The organism is Paenibacillus sp. FSL W8-0194, assembly GCF_037969745.1.
GTDB classification, from domain to species: Bacteria; Bacillota; Bacilli; order Paenibacillales; family Paenibacillaceae; genus Paenibacillus_AQ; species Paenibacillus_AQ cookii.
Genome location: NZ_CP150205.1, coordinates 3203942 through 3220742 on the forward strand (window position 1 = coordinate 3203942; position 16801 = coordinate 3220742).

At 53.7% G+C, this 16801-nt stretch carries 18 protein-coding genes; 4 read left to right on the forward strand and 14 right to left on the reverse strand.

Features of this window, described 5'->3' with window-relative positions:
• The first annotated feature begins 16 nt into the window (after positions 1-16).
• Both MKY58_RS14475 and MKY58_RS14480 read left to right on the forward strand, forming a co-directional pair.
• Positions 17-649 carry a TetR/AcrR family transcriptional regulator gene (locus MKY58_RS14475; RefSeq protein WP_339320901.1) on the forward strand — a complete coding sequence of 211 codons (633 nt, stop codon included), beginning with the start codon at positions 17-19 and terminating at the stop codon, positions 647-649.
• A 12-nt stretch (positions 650-661) separates the two neighbouring features.
• Positions 662-1264, forward strand: a complete 603-nt coding sequence (locus MKY58_RS14480) for a class I SAM-dependent methyltransferase (RefSeq protein WP_339320902.1) — start codon at positions 662-664, stop codon at positions 1262-1264.
• A 100-nt stretch (positions 1265-1364) separates the two neighbouring features.
• Here the strand turns inward: MKY58_RS14480 and MKY58_RS14485 are convergent, their stop codons facing one another.
• The 7 genes from MKY58_RS14485 to MKY58_RS14515 form a co-directional block, all read right to left on the reverse strand.
• On the reverse strand, positions 1365-2255 hold the full coding sequence (locus MKY58_RS14485) for a nucleoside hydrolase (protein WP_339320903.1): 891 nt from the start codon (positions 2253-2255) through the stop codon (positions 1365-1367).
• Between the two features lie 187 nt (positions 2256-2442).
• Positions 2443-3360: a ribose ABC transporter substrate-binding protein RbsB gene (gene rbsB / locus MKY58_RS14490; RefSeq protein WP_036709308.1), complete on the reverse strand. Its 918-nt coding sequence runs from the start codon at positions 3358-3360 to the stop codon at positions 2443-2445.
• Between the two features lie 13 nt (positions 3361-3373).
• Positions 3374-4342: a ribose ABC transporter permease RbsC gene (rbsC, locus tag MKY58_RS14495; RefSeq protein ID WP_036709305.1), complete on the reverse strand. Its 969-nt coding sequence runs from the start codon at positions 4340-4342 to the stop codon at positions 3374-3376.
• A gap of 1 nt (position 4343) precedes the next feature.
• The gene (locus MKY58_RS14500) at positions 4344-5825 is read right to left on the reverse strand and encodes a sugar ABC transporter ATP-binding protein (protein ID WP_339320904.1); all 1482 of its coding nucleotides are present in this window, start codon (positions 5823-5825) and stop codon (positions 4344-4346) included.
• 251 nt (positions 5826-6076) lie between these two features.
• Entirely contained in the window at positions 6077-6475 is a 399-nt protein-coding gene (gene rbsD, locus MKY58_RS14505) for a D-ribose pyranase (RefSeq protein WP_036709301.1), read from the reverse strand.
• A gap of 1 nt (position 6476) precedes the next feature.
• Positions 6477-7355: a ribokinase gene (gene rbsK / locus MKY58_RS14510; RefSeq protein ID WP_339320905.1), complete on the reverse strand. Its 879-nt coding sequence runs from the start codon at positions 7353-7355 to the stop codon at positions 6477-6479.
• Positions 7348-8337, reverse strand: a complete 990-nt coding sequence (locus tag MKY58_RS14515; protein ID WP_339320906.1) for a LacI family DNA-binding transcriptional regulator — start codon at positions 8335-8337, stop codon at positions 7348-7350. Before MKY58_RS14515 ends, rbsK begins: the two co-directional genes overlap by 8 nt.
• Positions 8338-8627: 290 nt before the next feature.
• Between MKY58_RS14515 and MKY58_RS14520 the strand changes: the two genes are divergently transcribed.
• Entirely contained in the window at positions 8628-8840 is a 213-nt protein-coding gene (locus MKY58_RS14520; RefSeq protein WP_212947582.1) for a DUF6366 family protein, read from the forward strand.
• Between the two features lie 115 nt (positions 8841-8955).
• Here MKY58_RS14520 and MKY58_RS14525 read toward each other — a convergent pair whose 3' ends face one another.
• The 7 genes from MKY58_RS14525 to MKY58_RS14555 all read right to left on the reverse strand — a co-directional run bounded on the left by MKY58_RS14525 (position 8956) and on the right by MKY58_RS14555 (position 16056).
• On the reverse strand, positions 8956-9828 hold the full coding sequence (locus MKY58_RS14525) for an alpha/beta hydrolase (RefSeq protein WP_339320907.1): 873 nt from the start codon (positions 9826-9828) through the stop codon (positions 8956-8958).
• 24 nt (positions 9829-9852) lie between these two features.
• Positions 9853-10404, reverse strand: coding sequence for a PadR family transcriptional regulator (locus MKY58_RS14530; protein WP_339320908.1), 552 nt, complete (start codon positions 10402-10404; stop codon positions 9853-9855).
• 130 nt (positions 10405-10534) lie between these two features.
• Complete coding sequence (locus MKY58_RS14535) at positions 10535-11683, reverse strand: hypothetical protein (protein WP_339320909.1); 1149 nt, start codon at positions 11681-11683, stop codon at positions 10535-10537.
• 11 nt (positions 11684-11694) lie between these two features.
• Complete coding sequence (locus tag MKY58_RS14540) at positions 11695-13332, reverse strand: extracellular solute-binding protein (protein WP_339320910.1); 1638 nt, start codon at positions 13330-13332, stop codon at positions 11695-11697.
• 55 nt (positions 13333-13387) lie between these two features.
• The gene (locus MKY58_RS14545; RefSeq protein WP_339320911.1) at positions 13388-14284 is read right to left on the reverse strand and encodes a carbohydrate ABC transporter permease; all 897 of its coding nucleotides are present in this window, start codon (positions 14282-14284) and stop codon (positions 13388-13390) included.
• A 15-nt stretch (positions 14285-14299) separates the two neighbouring features.
• The gene (locus MKY58_RS14550; RefSeq protein WP_212947592.1) at positions 14300-15211 is read right to left on the reverse strand and encodes an ABC transporter permease subunit; all 912 of its coding nucleotides are present in this window, start codon (positions 15209-15211) and stop codon (positions 14300-14302) included.
• 329 nt (positions 15212-15540) lie between these two features.
• Entirely contained in the window at positions 15541-16056 is a 516-nt protein-coding gene (locus MKY58_RS14555) for a PCYCGC motif-containing (lipo)protein (protein WP_339320912.1), read from the reverse strand.
• Between the two features lie 205 nt (positions 16057-16261).
• Here MKY58_RS14555 and MKY58_RS14560 point away from each other — a divergent pair, with 205 nt between their 5' ends.
• Positions 16262-16633, forward strand: coding sequence for a metalloregulator ArsR/SmtB family transcription factor (locus MKY58_RS14560; RefSeq protein WP_036709280.1), 372 nt, complete (start codon positions 16262-16264; stop codon positions 16631-16633).
• The last annotated feature ends 168 nt before the right edge of the window (positions 16634-16801 follow it).

Below are 16801 nucleotides of genomic sequence, written 5' to 3' on the forward strand. Positions count from 1 at the left end.
AAAGGAGGGAATCGATTTGAACGAATCGACGGACCGGCGGGTCGTCCGCACGAAAGCGGTCATTCGCGACGCCCTGACGGCACTCATCGAGGAGAAAGGATTCGAAGCGTTAACCGTTAAAGACATCACGGCCCGGGCGAACATTAACCGCGGGACATTTTATCTCCACTACCGCGACAAATACGACCTGCTGGAACAAAGCGAACAGGAACTGATTGAAGGCATGGTCGCGATCATTCGAACGATCCGCCCGTTTAATCTGGATGAGCTGCTTGCAAAGGATGAACCCGTCCCCCAAATCGTCGAATTAATCGAATACATGAACGGCCAGGCCGATTTTTTAAAGACGATCCTGGGGCCTAAAGGGGACCCGGCCTTCCATTCGCTGGTCAGGTCCATGATGTCGAAATATCTGTTCGAAAAAAACATCGTCCCCCTCATCAAAAAGGAAAACGCCCTCGTGCCGACGGAATATCTCGTGGCGTACATCAGTTCCGCGCATTTGGGCATCATCCAGGAATGGCTCGCGCAAGGGAGAAAGGAATCGCCGCGTGAATTGGCGCTCATCATGACGAAGCTTTCGATGAAAGGCCCGTTATATGCCGCAGGGGTCTTTCAGGCAATGAAAAAGGCCACGGACGGCACATAGGAGGCGTTGCTTTTGGAAAAGCAAAAATTAATCCGCAAGTTTGACAAGCAATCGGCGATGTACGAACAAAACACGCGGAAGCGGATGTTGGGCGAATGGCGGAAAAAGCTGCTGCAGGGCGTTTCGGGGAACGTGCTGGAAATCGCCGTCGGGGCCGGAGCCAATTTTCCATTTTACAATATGGATCATATGCGGCTGACGGCCGTCGATTTCAGTCCGATGATGCTGCAAAGGGCTCGCCGGATTGCGGAAGAGCTGCACATCGAAGTCGATTTGGCGGAAAGCGACATAGAAACCCTCGACTTTCCTCCTGATTCTTTTGACTGCATCGTCTCGACCCTGTCGTTATGCGGTTACGATGATCCTGCCAAGGTTCTGGGAAAAATGAGGAAATGGTGCAAACCTGACGGCAGGATTTATTTGATGGAACACGGGCTTGGAAACAATCCCTTCTTAAAATCGGCGCAGCGGCTGGTGAACCCCGTTGCCCGCCGCATGTCCGGGTGCCACTGGAACCGGAATATCGAACGGTTGGTGCTGGATTCGGGGCTCCGGGTCGAACGCATGGAGCGATATTGGGGCGGCATCATTCATTTGATATGGGCAAGAGCGTAAGCATCCAAAACAGCAAAAGCCGTCCATGATCCAATGGATCTGCTGGACGGCCCGGGATCCTGCTTGAAATGGACCAGAATAAATGATGTTCCAAGAGTAATCAGATCATGCGCTCCAACGTCCCCATAAACCAATTCCGAAACGCTTCCTGGTCAATCCCCGTCGCTGCCTGAAGGTTCGGCTCGCCATGGACTTCCATCGTCATGCCGATGGCCGGCCCTTCGGTCACGACTTTTACGCATTTCGGCTCGACCTTGAATATTTCCGGGTTCGTGATGTAGGTAATGGCGCACATGTCATGCATCATGACCCCATGTTCCATATCGCCGTCCCGGTAATGACCGAAGGTAGCGGCGAACATTTCGGCCGATTTGTTGCTGTGTTTTGCCAGTTCGCTGCTTCCGATCAACGCTTTTTGGGTGACGTCCAAACCGATCATGACCAGGTCCAGTCCCGATTCGAATACGATTTTGGCGGCGTGCGGATCGGCCCAAATGTTGAATTCGGCCGCGCTGGTCACGTTCCCGCCGCATAGCGATCCGCCCATGAATACGATGCGTTCGATTTTGTTTTTTACCTGAGGGTACATCAGCAGCAGGACGGCCACGTTGGTCAAAGGCCCGATCGACACCAGCGTCATTTTTTCGTCCGAAGCTTCAAGCAAGGAGCGCATCGCTTCGACGGCATGCTCAGGCACGACCTGCTGCGTGCTTTCGGGAAAATCGTACCCGTCCATGCCGGACTCCCCGTGCACGTCGGTGCTGACCGGGGCGATGACGAGCGGTGTTTCCATGCCGCGGGCCACCGGTATCTGTTGTCCGAAAAAATCAAGGATCTTCAGCGTGTTTGCCGTCGTTTTGCCGATATCCACGTTTCCGTGCAGCGTGGTGATTAATCGGATATCCAATTCGTTTCGATAAAAGGCCACTCCGAGCGCCGCCGCATCGTCGATGCCCGGATCGGTGCTTAGGATTACAGGAATTTTTGCCATTTTGTTCCCCCCTAGAATTCGGTGATTTCTCAATTGCATTCGATCTGGAACCAGTCCACACGGACGTGTTCAAGGTTAGCTCATATGTACGCAAAGGTCAATCGGGAATGCGTTTACAAACATGATGATGAAAAAGGAGGAAAACCACCCTGCGGGCGATCTCCCCCTCCAAATCTTTATGCGGCGTTTATTCCTTCGTCACCAGTTTCAGCGGCGCCGGAATGGATTTTTCCACCGTTTTGCCTTGAAGCACGTCGTATGCGGCTTGAACGGCCATCTGGCCGATCAGATCCGGCTGCTGCGCCACCGTGGCGGTCAGTTTTCCGTCCTTGATCGATTTCAGTGCATCCTCGTTGCCGTCGAAGCCGACGACCGGGATATTTTTGCCGGAGCTTTGGATCGCTTCGATTGCGCCAAGCGCCATTTCGTCGTTATGGGCGAAAACCGCCTGCACTTCAGGATGAGCCTGCAGCAGGTTTTCCATGACGTTCAAACCTTTGGTCCGGTCAAAGTCCGCCGTTTGTTTGGCGACCACGTTCAGGTCCTTGTCCGCGACTTCATGGAAGCCTTTGCCGCGTTCGCGGGTCGCGGATGCCCCGGCGACGCCTTCGAGTTCGACGACCTTCGCGCCTTTGCCAACCGTTTTTTCGATAAATTCGGCGGCCATCCGTCCGCCCTTCACGTTATCCGATGCGACCAGGGCTTTCACGTCCCCTTTGTCCGCGGAACGGTCCAGCGTGATGACCGGAATGCCCAAACTGTTGGCCGACTGCACCACCGTCGAGATCGCGGCGGAATCCGTCGGGTTGATCAGCAGGACGTTGACGCCTTTTTGCATCAGGTCATCCACGTCGTTGCTTTGTTTCGCCGAGTCGTTTTGCGCGTCGACGACGATCGTTTCCATGCCGTGTTTTTTCGCTTCGGCCACGACGCCGTCCTTCAAGGATACGAAAAACGGGTTGTTGAGCGTGGAGACGGACAGGCCGATTTTGATATGCTTCAAATCTCCGCCGGTTTTGGGTTTAGCCCAGCCGGGCGGTTCCAGGGAACAGCCCGTGGTCAATATCAGCAGAAACGCCGCCAGGATTAACGTTAGCTTTTTCATATGATTCTCTCCCTTATGCCGATTTCTTCCGGTCGATGAGCACGGCGATCACGATGACGATCCCTTTGACCACCATCTGATAGAAGGACGATACGCCGAGCAGGTTCAGACCGTTGTTCAGAGTTCCGATAATGAGCGCGCCGATGAGCGTGCCCACGATGCGTCCGCGTCCGCCGGAAAGGCTTGTCCCGCCCAGAACGACCGCCGCGATGGCGTCCAGTTCGTAAGAGGTACCGGCCGTCGGCTGCGCCGAATTCAGACGGGAAGTCAAAATCGCGCCCGCCAAAGCCGAAAGCAAGCCAGCCAAAGAGTAAATCATGATTTTAACGCGGGATACCTTAATGCCGGATACGATGGCCGCTTTTTCATTGCCGCCGATGGCATACGTTTTGCGGCCGAAAGCCGTTTTATGAAGCACGATCCACAGAATCGCGAAAGTAATGATCATCGTAATGGCCGGAACCGGAATGCCGAATTGGTAACCGCGGCCGAACAGCTGGAATGTCATGCTGTCGCCCAGACCGGTGATCGGGTTGCCGTCCGTGTAAACTAGCGTAAGTCCTCTGAAAATCGTCATCGTCGCCAGCGTGGCGATAAACGGCGCCATCTTCCCTTTCGTGATCATGATGCCGTTGATCATGCCCATGACGCCGCCAAGCAAACAGCCGATAATGATGGCCAAAACCGGATCAAAGCCGGCCACGAGCATATTGGCAACAAAGGCGCTGGACAGCGCCAGAATGGAGCCGACGGACAAATCGATTCCGCCTGTCAAAATGACGAACGTCATGCCAAATGCGATCAAGGCGTTAATCGATACCTGCCGCAGCAGGTTAAGAATGTTAAGCGGTTCCAAAAAGCTTGGATTCAGAACCGATACGATAATGATGAGAATGATCAGGCCCAGCAGCGGCCCGAGCTTTTGCGTGATTTGCGAAAACTGGAAGCCTTTGGCCGTTTTTGCTTCATTAAGTGTTGTCATGTTACTGTCCCCCTGTAGCCAGCGTCATAATTTTTTCCTGCGTTGCTTCGTCTTTGCTCAGTTCTCCCGTGATATGTCCCTCGTGAACCACCACGATCCGGTCGCTCATGCCGAGCACTTCCGGCAGTTCGGAGGACACCATGATGATGGCGACGCCATGTCCGGTGAGTTCATTCATCAACTGGTAAATTTCGCGTTTGGCGCCGACATCGACGCCCCGGGTCGGTTCATCCAAAATAAGGAGCCGCGGTCCGATGCCCACCCATTTGGCGATGACGACCTTTTGCTGGTTCCCGCCGGACAGGTTTCCTGCCGCCGTTTCCCGCGAGTGCGTTTTGATCTGCAGCCGCTTGATCAGCGCATCCACGAAGGCGCTCTCTTTTTGCGAGGATATGAGACCTTTGGTTGTAAACCCGCTCAAGCTCGGCAGCACCATATTTTCGCGTACGGAAAAATCAAGCACCAGCCCTTCGTCCTTGCGGTCTTCCGTAATAAAACCGATCCCCAGCTTCACGGCGTCCACCGGTTTGCGGATCACCGCTTTTTTGCCGAACATCCGGATTTCGCCGCTGTCGAGGCGATCCAGCCCGAACAATGCCCTCATGATTTCGGTTCGTCCCGAACCCATAAGTCCAGAGAAGCCGACGATTTCGCCTTCGCGGACCTGGAAGCTGACGTCCTGGAACAATCCTTTGCGCGTGGCATGCTCCACTTCGAGCACGATCTCGCCCGGGTTCGGATTTCTTGCCGGGAACCGTTCGGTCAGCTCTCTGCCGACCATTTTTTTCACGACTTCGTCGAAGTTCGTGTCCGGAATATTTTTCGTATCCACCGTTTTCCCGTCGCGCATGACCGTAATCCGGTCGCAGATGGTGAATATTTCCTCCATCCGGTGCGAAATATAAACGATGGAAACACCATCTTTTTTCAGGGATGCGATCACTTCGAACAGCTTCTGGATCTCCCGTTCCGTCAACGCGGACGTCGGCTCGTCCATGATAATGACCTTGGCGTCGGAAAGCAGCGCCTTGGCGATTTCGATCATTTGCTGTTGGCCGACCGAACATTCGCCCGCTTCAACGTTGAGCGGAATGTCGACGGCAAGTCTTTGAAACTGCTTCTTGGCAAGCGCCTTCATCTCTTTATATTTTAGAAATCCGACCGGGGATGACATTTCCCTGCCGATAAACAGGTTGTCAAGCACCGTCATATCCGGCCAAACGTTCAGCTCCTGGTGGATAAAAGCGATTCCCTGCCGTTCCGCTTCTTTCGGATTCGTGAAATACGTCTCCTTGCCGTCGATGAGGATCGTTCCCTCGTCTCTGGCATGCAGCCCGGTAAGAATGTTCATCAGGGTGGATTTGCCTGCGCCGTTTTCCCCCATCAGGGCGTGAACCTCGCCTTCGCGCAGGTCGAAGTCGACGCCGGACAGCACTTGGTTGCTGCCGAAGGCTTTATGGATATCTTTCATTTGGATCTGCATAAGGGCTCCTCCTTAAAGTTTTGGCGAAGCAAAAACTTGCTTCGTAAGCATAGGCTTAGTTTTGGCGAAGCAAAAACTTGCTTCGTAAGCATAGGCTTCGTTTTTGCGAAGCAAAAACTTGCTTCGTAAGCATAGGCTTCGTTTTTGCGAAGCAAAAACTTGCTTCGTAAGCATTAGCTTAATTTTGCGGGGCAAGGCTTCCAGAACGGCTTCGCAACGCCCCGCGTCCGGAAGCCAAGCTCCAGGCTTTTTTAGCCGAAATAAACGCCTGCCTGCAAAATGACGTTCGCAAACGGCTTTGCCTCGCCGGTCCGGATGACGGCTTTCGCTTTCCGGGTCCGCTCCTTAAATTCCTCGTGCGGGCAATGCTCGATGGCGCAGCCGGCGAATTTGTTTTCTATATAATGGAGCGCTTCGGGATTATCGGTCCCGATTTCCTCCGCGATGACGATTTTTTCGATTTCCATGTCGGATGCGACCGCATTGACGGTTTCCTCGAAACTTGGCGAGCCGAGCGTCAGCGCCAGATCGATTTTGGGGACGCCGTCGGGAACGGGAAGCCCCACGTCGGCGATCACGATCGTGTCGGTATGGCCCAGGTCGGCCAAAATTTTTGAAATGTGACTGTTCAAGATGCCTTGCTTTTTCATGTTACAATTGCGCCTCCACTTCTTCGCGATAAGGCATGCCGCCTTGGGCCCCGAATTTCGTGACCGACAGGGAAGCGGCCCGGTTGGCGAAACGCACGCTGTCGTAAATCGGTTTCCCTTCGGCCAGAGCGACGGCAAACGCGGCGTTAAACGTATCTCCGGCGCCCGTCGTATCCACCGCCTCCACTTTATAAGAAGGCACGAGCACTTCCTTTTCGCCGTCGAAATAACGGACGCCACGGCTGCCTTCCGTAATGAACAGCTTGTTCGGATATTTGCGCAGCGCTTCGGAAACGCTTAAATCGGAGAACAAAACCGTTACTTCATGCTCGTTCGGCGTAAGGTAGGCCGCGTTTTCAATGAGCTCCTCCGGCACCGGACGGGCAGGCGCGGGATTCAGCAGCAGCGGTATGCCCTGTTTTTTGCACAGCCGGCTGACATGCACCACCGTTTCCTCCGGAATTTCCTGCTGGATCATGACCATATCGGCTCCGTCGAACGCAGACAACGATTGGTCGATATAAGCGGGCGTTACCTCGTTATTCGCCGCTTTCACGACGACGATGCTGTTGTCCCCTTCGGCCAGCACGATGTGGGCGGTTCCGCTTTCCATATGTGTAACCGGTTCCACATGATCGATAGAAACATGGTTCGCTTTAAAATTGTTTAAAATGATGTCTGCGTAATGATCGTCTCCTACGCGTCCGATCATCGTCACATCGGCTCCGAGCCGCGCCGCGGCTACCGCCTGGTTGGCGCCTTTGCCGCCGGGAACCGTTTTGAAGCTTTCGCCGAGAACCGTTTCGCCGGCTCCCGGGCGCTTCGACGATGTGACGACGAGGTCGATCGATGAGCTTCCTACCACAATGATTTTAGCCATACTGCTCCACCTTTCTCGTCGTATCCCGCTCCGTGAACGTAACGGGCATTTGTATCGTTTTATTGTCTACGTTTTCATTTTCGATCAATTGAATCAAAAGGCTTGCCGCCGCTCTTCCCATATCGTACGCCGGCTGCCGGATCGTCGTCAGCGAAGGCGTCAGCAGCGTGCTCAGCGGAATATCGTCAAAGCCGATGATCTGCACGTCGTCCGGAACCTTTTTGCCCAGCCTGAGCGCCTCATGCAAAACCGCCGTCGCCACGATATCGTTGCTCGCAATGACGCCGTCGGTGTCGGGATGTTTCTCGAACAGCTCCTTCGCCCAGGTCCCCGCTTCCGTAAAGGAATACGAAGAGGTATGGATGACGTTGAAAGCAATCCCTTCGTTCGACAGCACATCGATCGCTCCCTGGTAGCGGTCCTGCGCCGGGCGAATATGCTTCGGCCCCTTGATCACCGTGATTTTACGGCTGCCGCGGGAAAGCATTTCCTGGGCGGCAATCCTTCCGCCCTCCCTGCCGTCCGAATAGACGGATGGGCGATTGTCCGCCGTCCGGTCGAGGAACACCACCGGAATGTCAAGCTTCCGGTATGTATCGTTATCCGGATGGTTCGTGGAAGCGATGACGCCGACCACGTTGTTTTGGACGAACGTCTGAATGTAATCTTTTTCTTTTTTCCTATTTTCATCGCTGTTCCCAAAGATAATCCGAAAATCGTTCGCCTGCATCTCATCCTCCACCCCGCGCGCAAGCTCGGGAAAGAAGGGGTTGGTGATGTCGGGCAGCAGCAGGCCGATCAGCCTGGACTTTCGTTTATACAAGGATCTGGCGACCTCATTCGGCGTGTAATGCAGTTCCCGGATCGCGGTTTCAACCTTCCTGCGGGTATCTTCATGGACATAACCTGTTTCATTGATCACGCGCGATACCGTCGCTACCGAAACCCCGGCATGCTTAGCCACATCTCTTATCGTTGCCATCTCTATTTATCACCTCAATGTGGAACCGGTTACACATATAAAATAGCACAACCCGATTTTTTTGGCAAGCATGAATTCGCATACAAAATACGGAAACGCAGCTGAAAAGCACAGGATATATTGGCGTTATATGATTATTGGGAACGAACCTTTATCACACGGTGACAGATTACTCCTTACATTATATGTAAACCTCTGATAAAATTAACCATGTTCAGTTATTATCCGCTGCCCTCCCTCGGTTTTTCCGGATGGGGCCGCCTGGAATCTTCACTAGGAGGAGGTCCGAAATGGATTCCCGGAATGAAAGACCTGAAGAAACAAGGGAACGTCTGAGGCAGGAGGAACGAAAAAACAACCCTTTCGGGGCGTTTGGCGACGGAATCAACCGCGCCGAACATGGAAGTTTAACCGATTTGACCGGCGGATTAGGATGGAAAGGCACCGGTGTTATCCTATTGGTTCTGGTCATAGGGTATGTCATCTATAATATATGGTTTTGACGAATCGATCGGGCGGGCGATGACTTTGGATCAACCATTGGACAGCCTAAAAAAGACCCCTGGCAAGTTACCGCTCAGAGGGTCTTTGTCGTTCATCACGAGCATCCGTGAGATGTTATGCCCCCGATAAATGGGAGTCCAGCCATGGCAGCAGCACCGGAAGCACATGCCGCGCTTGCATCGAGCCCGTATGATCGAGCCCATCCAAAATCCGCACGTCCCATCCCGCTTGCGTCAATTCGCCTTTGCGATGAACAAGCGGAGATACGATATCGACCGTGACGTTTCCCCACTTCTCCCCGTACTCGATGCGATCCTTGCTTCCCGCAAAGCAAAGCCGCGGACAGGTCAGCCGGGATTGAACCTTCCGGTCGTCGAACCCCCGCAAATGTTCGTAAAGCGTGACAAACTGCCTCGTCTGTTTTTCGCTCATGGACACTTCGACGTTGGACCAGTCGTATTCCTCGGTGGTTTCTCCCCATTCGGCCGCTTGCGCCGTTTCGCTCGGTTGGTTGCCGGAAGCATTGGACAATGACATTTGATGCGTCGCGTTCGTGACTTTCAGCATTTCGCCGTACGGGCCATCGATCGGTGGATATCCTCCCATCACCAATGCCGTGAGCCGGTCGGTGCGGATCGCAAGCTGCAGTCCGCTGAGCGCCAGCCAGGAATAACCGTAATAAGCAAAACGCTCCGCTTCCGCCGCATCGGCAATCCGCAGAAAATCGGCGGCGATGTTTTCCGGGGTTAGCGTGTCCGGCTTTGGCGCTTGAAGCACATGCCCCTCGTAGTCGAAAGCGATGACGCGATATTTTCGGCTTAGTTCCGCTATAAGCGTGCGTCCGAGCGCCGGATCGGCTCCCCATTTTCGCATTTCATCCGCTTGCGGCCCTTCGACCGGAACCGGATTGACGGGCAGCAAAATAGCCGGTCCCTCGCCTTCCATAACGACATCGATCCGGCTTCCATCGTGCAATTGAACGTTCATCTGTTAACCCTCCCCATGATTGGACTATTCCCCCAGAAACCTGTATTTTCCCGCTTCTAGCTTGGTAATCAAATTCAACGTGTTGGACAACTCGCTGCTTACATAGTTTTCCCAGAGCCCCGTCAGCTCCGGATGTTTGGAAGGTTCGGACGGCATTTCCTCCGTAGGCAGCGTGCGCAGAAAGGAAGCCGACTCCTTCAAAGCGGATGCCCGGTCCGAGAGCAGACGAATGACCTCCCCCCTCGGCAGCATGTCCATAAAAGCGATCCCGACGGCAAACGTCTGGATTTCGAAGCTTTGCAGCGCCGATCGAAGCAGGGATTCGAACTCGGCTTTCCCCTCCTTCGTGATGCTGTATTCCGTGCGCGAAGGCCCGAGCTTGACGTGGTTCCCGGAAGCCTCCGCACGTGTCAGCCCTTGAACCTCAAGCTTTTCCAAGGCATGGTAGATCGATCCCGGTTTGACGTTCGTCCACGTCTCGGCCCGCCAAGAGGTCAGGTCGTTGTACACTCCGTAGCCATGGCTGACACCTCTTCGCAACATGGAGCCTAACACAAGCAGTCGTACCGTTGACATCCGAAACGCTCCTTTCATTGATTTCGCATAAATCATAACGCAAAATAGATAACTAGTCAAATTTGAATAGATAAAAAAGCGCAAAAAAATGTCCCCCAAAATCAAAGCGATGACTTTAGGGGACACAGATCTATGCCCATTCGATTTGAACGTTTTTGCCTTGCGGCGAACCTTCAAACTCCAGAAATACCGTCTGAGTTTCGGCGTCATAATCGAACGTGACGTCCTCTCCGTCCGCGGACGCCCGCCGCGGCGGATGCGGCACCCAGGCCCGGGTGCTGACGCGAATCCCTTCCGGGGATTCCGCCGTCCAATGCAACCCCCCCTCCGAATGGATCTCCTTCCGGATTCTGGACGACGCGGCCAATATCCGCGCCTGCCCCCGATTGCCGGCATCGTAATCCAAATCGTAAAGCAGCACATTGCCGTTCGGCATCAGCTCCAGGCGTGTGGCCAACGACAATCGGTCATCGAACAGTCGAACAAACGATCCTTCCAGCACCACGGGGTCCGCACAGCCGGTTTCGTCAAGAAGATGGGCGATGCGGTAAGGCCCCCGCTGGATGTCGAGCAGGCGGTTTTCCTTGAACTCCGCCTCTTCTCCGCGGAAAGCCAGCGCTTCGGGGCTGACGATCCTCCACTGGGCATAGTTGATCAGGCTATGCGTCGGGATGTAAAAGCGCACGGTCCGGCCATAGGTCGCAAGCGCGTATTCCTTCATGGCGCTGCAAATCCGGTCCAACGCCCGGTAATACATCGCCGCTTTCAGCTTGGAAGCCCGGTATTGCGCGTCATGGGAGGCATGGGGCGGAATCCATTCTTCCCCGTAGACGTTCAGCCACTCCCGTTTGAACGCTTCGGAATAGCCGGCCGCCGCCCAAAATTCCGGCTCCTCCATATGGATCGCCTCCACGCCGGCATCGATCGCTTTTTGGATATGCGCAGACAGATAATCCGCAAAAGAAACGGTAGGCACCATGTAAGGAACGTCCACGTTATGAAGCAGATGCTTCCCGGAGCGGTCCGTCTGGGCTTCGTCCCAATGATTCCGGCCGTCGAACCGGCCGTACAAATAATCCTGATAATCGCCCCAAGCCACGCCCGTCATCAAATGTACGGTATATCCGGCTTGTTTCCAGCCGGCGATGCGTTCGGGCAAATCGTCCGAAATCCCGTACACCATCACAAAATCGGTGCGCAGATCGTATTTCGGCCCGTAGGGCCTGGCTTCCTGGAATCCCGTCCACTCCGGAGCAGCCTTGGCTGATCGTTTCACCACCGTTTTCCTCCTTAGTTCGGCATGGCGAGCTTGACGACTTCCTTCCCTTTCAGCTCCTCGTTCACGAACTTCATCGCGTCGTCATATCCGGTTTTTTTGATCTGATCGCGAAGATCGTTAATGACCTTCAGCGCCGCATCGTCCGATTTGGCGAAAATCGCCTGCTTCCACACGTCGCCAACTTGGTCCATGGAAGGTTTGAGCGCTTCCCAACCCGGCGCTTTCGTGATGACGTCGCCGGGATTAAAGGCGGAGATGACGCTGATGCCGTTCGGCCGCAAAATTTTGCGCGCGTTGTCCATCGCTTTCAAGCGTTCCTGATCCGCCCAGATGTCACCGCCGCCCACCGAGTTGATGCGGTCCATTCCCGTCATGTTTTCGAGGCCGATGCCGATGCCCTCGTTTTTCTTCACTTTCCCGGTCGTATCTTCGTAAAACTTGTCGAACCATTCCTTTTTGGCTACCGGTTTGCCGTCGACCTTTTCCCAATGCACCCCTTCGACACCGTATCTTACGAGCATGAACCCTTCGTCCGAAGCCAGGAAATCCAGCAGCTTGAGGGCGGCGTCGACGTTTTTGGCCTTTTTCGTGATGACCGTCACGTTGTTGCCCTGGATCGAAAGATCCACCGGGCGGTTCGGCTCCGCCCCGGCTCTTTCGAGCGGACCGACCGGCACGTAATCCGAGCCCGGATGGGACTTCACGTAATCCTTGGACGCATCGAGAATGGCAGGATAATGCGCGGCTAATACCGCGATGCGGCCTTGCTTGATTTTTTCGTTCGCGATCGGGTCCGTTTGGGTGAACGCTTCCGGATCGAGCAGGCCTTCGGCGATCAGCTTGCGGTAGTATAACGTGTAATCTTCATAGGCTTTGGTGAAAAAGACGTTTTCGAGCGAGCCGTCGCCTTTGTCGACGTAGCTGGTGCCGTAAAACATGGTACTCCCGATGCCCACGGCCCATCCGTCATGGAAGCCGCCCAGCGGCAGTACCGGCATGCCGTTTTCGGTAAGGTTCGCGTCCTTGATTTTTTTCAGGAACTGGTACAAGTCCTCTTTCGTTTTGACCGATTGCGGATCGACCCCGATCTTTTCCGCGATGTCCTTGCGCACATAAAAGCCGTAAAGCCAATCGTTGACGTCATTCCCCGTCGCCGGATGGTTCTGATACAGCATGTATTTTTTGCCGTCGATGCCTCCGATCGCTTTTTCGTAAAGCGCCGGCGGAACGTTCTCTTTGGCGATCGCCTTGGCGAGGTTCGGGTACTTGTCGATTTTGTCGGTCAGATCCACCAATTGTCCTTCCTTGGCGGCTTTGATAATTCCGTCCAGTTCGCCTCCCCATGCGGGTCCGGTATAAATGTCGGGCAAATCCTGCGTCGCGAAAATCTGGTTGACCTTCTCCACCTCGCTGCCTTTCGTATAGTCGATCTTGATTTTGATCCCCGTTTTTTCCTCGATGGCTTTCGTGACGGGCGTCGTATCGGTGTCCGGTCCGGACGAACCGTTCCAGTTGTTCAGGATCGTCAGCGTCACGGCGTCCCCGTCCGCGGAATCCCCTCCTCCTCCTCCTCCGCATCCGTAAAGCAAGCTTGTAAGCATCAAGACCGACAATAGTGAACCTACCGTTTTCATACGAAATTTCGCCATATAGACCCTCCCTGAAAATGATTTGATATGATCAAGTTCCATGAAGGAACCTGCATCAGCCTTTTACCGAACCGATCATGACGCCTTTGACGAAGTACTTTTGCAGGAACGGATAGACGCATAAAATCGGGAACACGGTAATGACGAGCAGCGCCATGCGCAGCGATTCCGGCGTCGCGCCGGCCATGTTGACGTTGACGGTTTGTCCGCCCTGCTGGGCCGCTCTTTGCATCGAGGAGGACAGCGCCTCGGCTTCGGTCAGCATCTGCTGCAGCAGCGTTTGCACCGGAATGAGGTTTTTGTCCGAAACGTAATAGGCTCCCGTAAACCAGTCGTTCCAGTGCGCTACCCCAATGAAAAGCGATATCGTCGCGATGACGGGACCGGACAAAGGAATGATGATGCGCATGAAAATCTGGAAGTCGTTTAACCCGTCGATCCGCGCCGACTCCTCGATCTCTTCGGGGATGCCCTGCAGGAACGTCCGGATAATGACGATATGCATGAAATTGAACAGCATCGGGATCACATACACCCAGAACGTGTTGATCAGGTGAAGCTTTTGGAGCGTAATGAAATAAGGAATGAACCCGGCGCTGAAGATGGTCGGCAAAAAGATGTAGAAGGTAAAAAAGGTGCGTCCCGGCAGCGTTTTTTTCGATAAAGCATAGGCCATCAGCGTGCATAATAGCACGTGCAGCACCGTTCCGATCACCGTCCGCAAAATCGTGATTTTGTAGGCCTGCCAGATTTGCTTGTTGTCAAAAACCTGGGCGTAGTTGTCCAGGGTGAATTTCCGCGGGAAAAAGTACAACGCGCCCATCATCGAGTCTTTGCCGTCGTTCAGCGAATAAATGAGGATGTAAATAAACGGATAAATCATCAAAAAACCGAACAGGGTCAAGAGGATGTAATTCAACAGATTGAATACGGAAAAACGATGCGTTTGCATACGGCTCCCCCTTCCTTAAAACAGCGAGACGTCGCTGACTTTGCGGGCAATCCAGTTGACGGTGACGATCAGCACCAGCGCGATGCCGCTCTGGAACAATCCGACGGCCGCCGCGTAACTCAATCTTCCCTGCTGGATCCCCGACGTAATGACATGCACGTCCAAGACGCTGCCGATATTCGCGGTCGCCGGTCCGTTCAGGAGAAGCAGCTGTTCGAACCCTGCGCTCATCAAGCTTCCCGTCGCGAGAATGAACAGGATTACCGCGATGTTGCGAATGCCCGGAAGCGTGACGTGCCAAATTTGGCGGAAGCGGCCCGCGCCGTCGATTTTGGCGGCTTCATATAGCTGCTGGTCGATGCCCGCGATGGCGGCCATGTAGATAATGGAGTTCCAGCCGATGTTTTTCCAAATGTCGGAGCCTAGGATCAGTTGATAAAACCAGGTGGTGTTATACATGAATTGCACGGGCTGCATGCCCATGGAGGTTAAAAGATCGTTGACCGGTCCCCCGTACATCGACAGCAGGCGCTGCATCAACGTAACGACGACGATCCAGGACACGAAATAAGGGAGGTAAGATAGCGTTTGGATCGTTTTCTTAAACTTCAAATTGCGGATTTCATTGAGGAGAAGGGCCAAAATGATCGGCATCGGAAAACCGACCAGCAGCTTCAGCAAGCTGATGACGATGGTGTTCCGAATGATCGCCCCGGATTGGTAGTAATCGAAAAACTGCTCGAAATATTTCAGTCCCGCCCAGGGACTGCCCGTAAAGCCGCCGACGAACGTAAAATCCCGGAACGCGACTTGAAGCCCGTACAAAGGCACGTAAGAAAAAATGAAAAACCAAGCGATGCCGGGCAGCATAAACAGATAAAACAATTTGTGGCGCCATACCCTTTTCCAAAGCAAAGATGATTTCATGAACCTCACCTCTCTTCTTGATGGTAAAAGAACCAGCCAAAAGATATGTAAGCGTTTGCATTATGTGCATATGCCTGATTCCCGATGATCCCGTTTCCCCCCTTCGCGCTGCTGTCCCGGGCACCGCTTGCCGTTCGCCTATGATTCGGTGCAGCCGCGGTCCCGCATGTTTCTGTTACCTCGCGATAACCGTCTGTTTTTGCCGGGCGTTTCTGCGCTGTCATTTACAGACTTTGGAATTATAATATAATATATATTTGTTATATTCAATATATTGTTAACAAAAAAACGCAGGCTTTTCGCCTGCGTCGCATGACAAAACGATTCCATTACATCACTTCGGGGGTTGGTGTCGGCGGGGCATATTGACCCGTTGAGTAGGTTTGGTCGATGATCGAACGGATTTCCTTTACCGATTTCCCCTGCTTGCTCAGCTCCGACACGGTCATGGCCGTCTCCACGCATACCCCGCAACGGGTGCCGTGATCGTCCCATACGACGCTGCCGTCGTCCGGGTTCACTTCTTTGATAAAACAGTTTAAGTTGCTTTGATGCCCGGCGCTGTCGCCGCAGCCGCAATAACAAGGAATCGACTTCAATATTTCCTTGACCTCGCCCGCCGTGCTGTATGCCGTTTTCAGCATCGGATCAAGCGGGTCCAAAAACGTCGGAAGCTTGTCCAATCCCGCCGTTTGCTCCTGCAGGTCCCCGTTTGCGGCCACGATCTGATGCGCGCCTGCATGACGATCCTGCGGCTCGGCTTCTTTGGCTCCGCAACCGGCCAGCAGCATGCTTGAAATGACGACGCCAAGAACGGTAATACGTGTTTTTTTGCCCAACATCATCTCTCCTCGTTTTTGGTTCTCGCAAAAGCCGATCTTTGAACCTCGTAACCGGGCTCATATTTCGCCTTTCGCGAAACCGGAATCTCCGCCTTTTAAAGACGGCGCAGCGATTACGCTTGATTGTAATCATTTCGTTTAAGCATTTCTTTTGCTATAATTGGGATCATAAGCTTAACACGCAAGCCGATAGAAAGGTGATTATCCAATGGAACCGTCCATCAACCCGATCGAAGAATGCGATGCAACCTGCATGGGCTCGGAAGCCGAACTGAACCGGATCAAGGAAGGACTGATCGATGATCAGGCCGCCTCGCAGGTCGCGGACTGGTTTAAGGCATTTAGCGATCCCACCCGCGTGAAGCTTATCGATGCGCTTCTGCAGCGGGAATTGTGCGTGCATGACCTTACGGTGCTGCTCGGCATGGGACAATCCGCCGTATCCCACCAGCTGCGTTATTTGCGAAATTTGCGCATCGTTAAACGCCGCAAAGAGGGAAAAACCGTCTATTATTCGCTTGACGATACGCATATCGAACAAATTTTCGTGCAAACGCTGCAGCACACCCAGCACGGGTAAACTTCAAAGAAAGGCCCTCCCGGGATCGGCGAGGGCTTTTTTTGCTGCAGATTTTGCCAAAAAATGCGCCGTTCCGCCCTATTATAAGCGAAATCGGTAAAAATGAAATGGCGCAATCTTGAATTTTTCGCGATATTTTTCCGCAAGGTTTGGAAGAAAAAGCAGCCT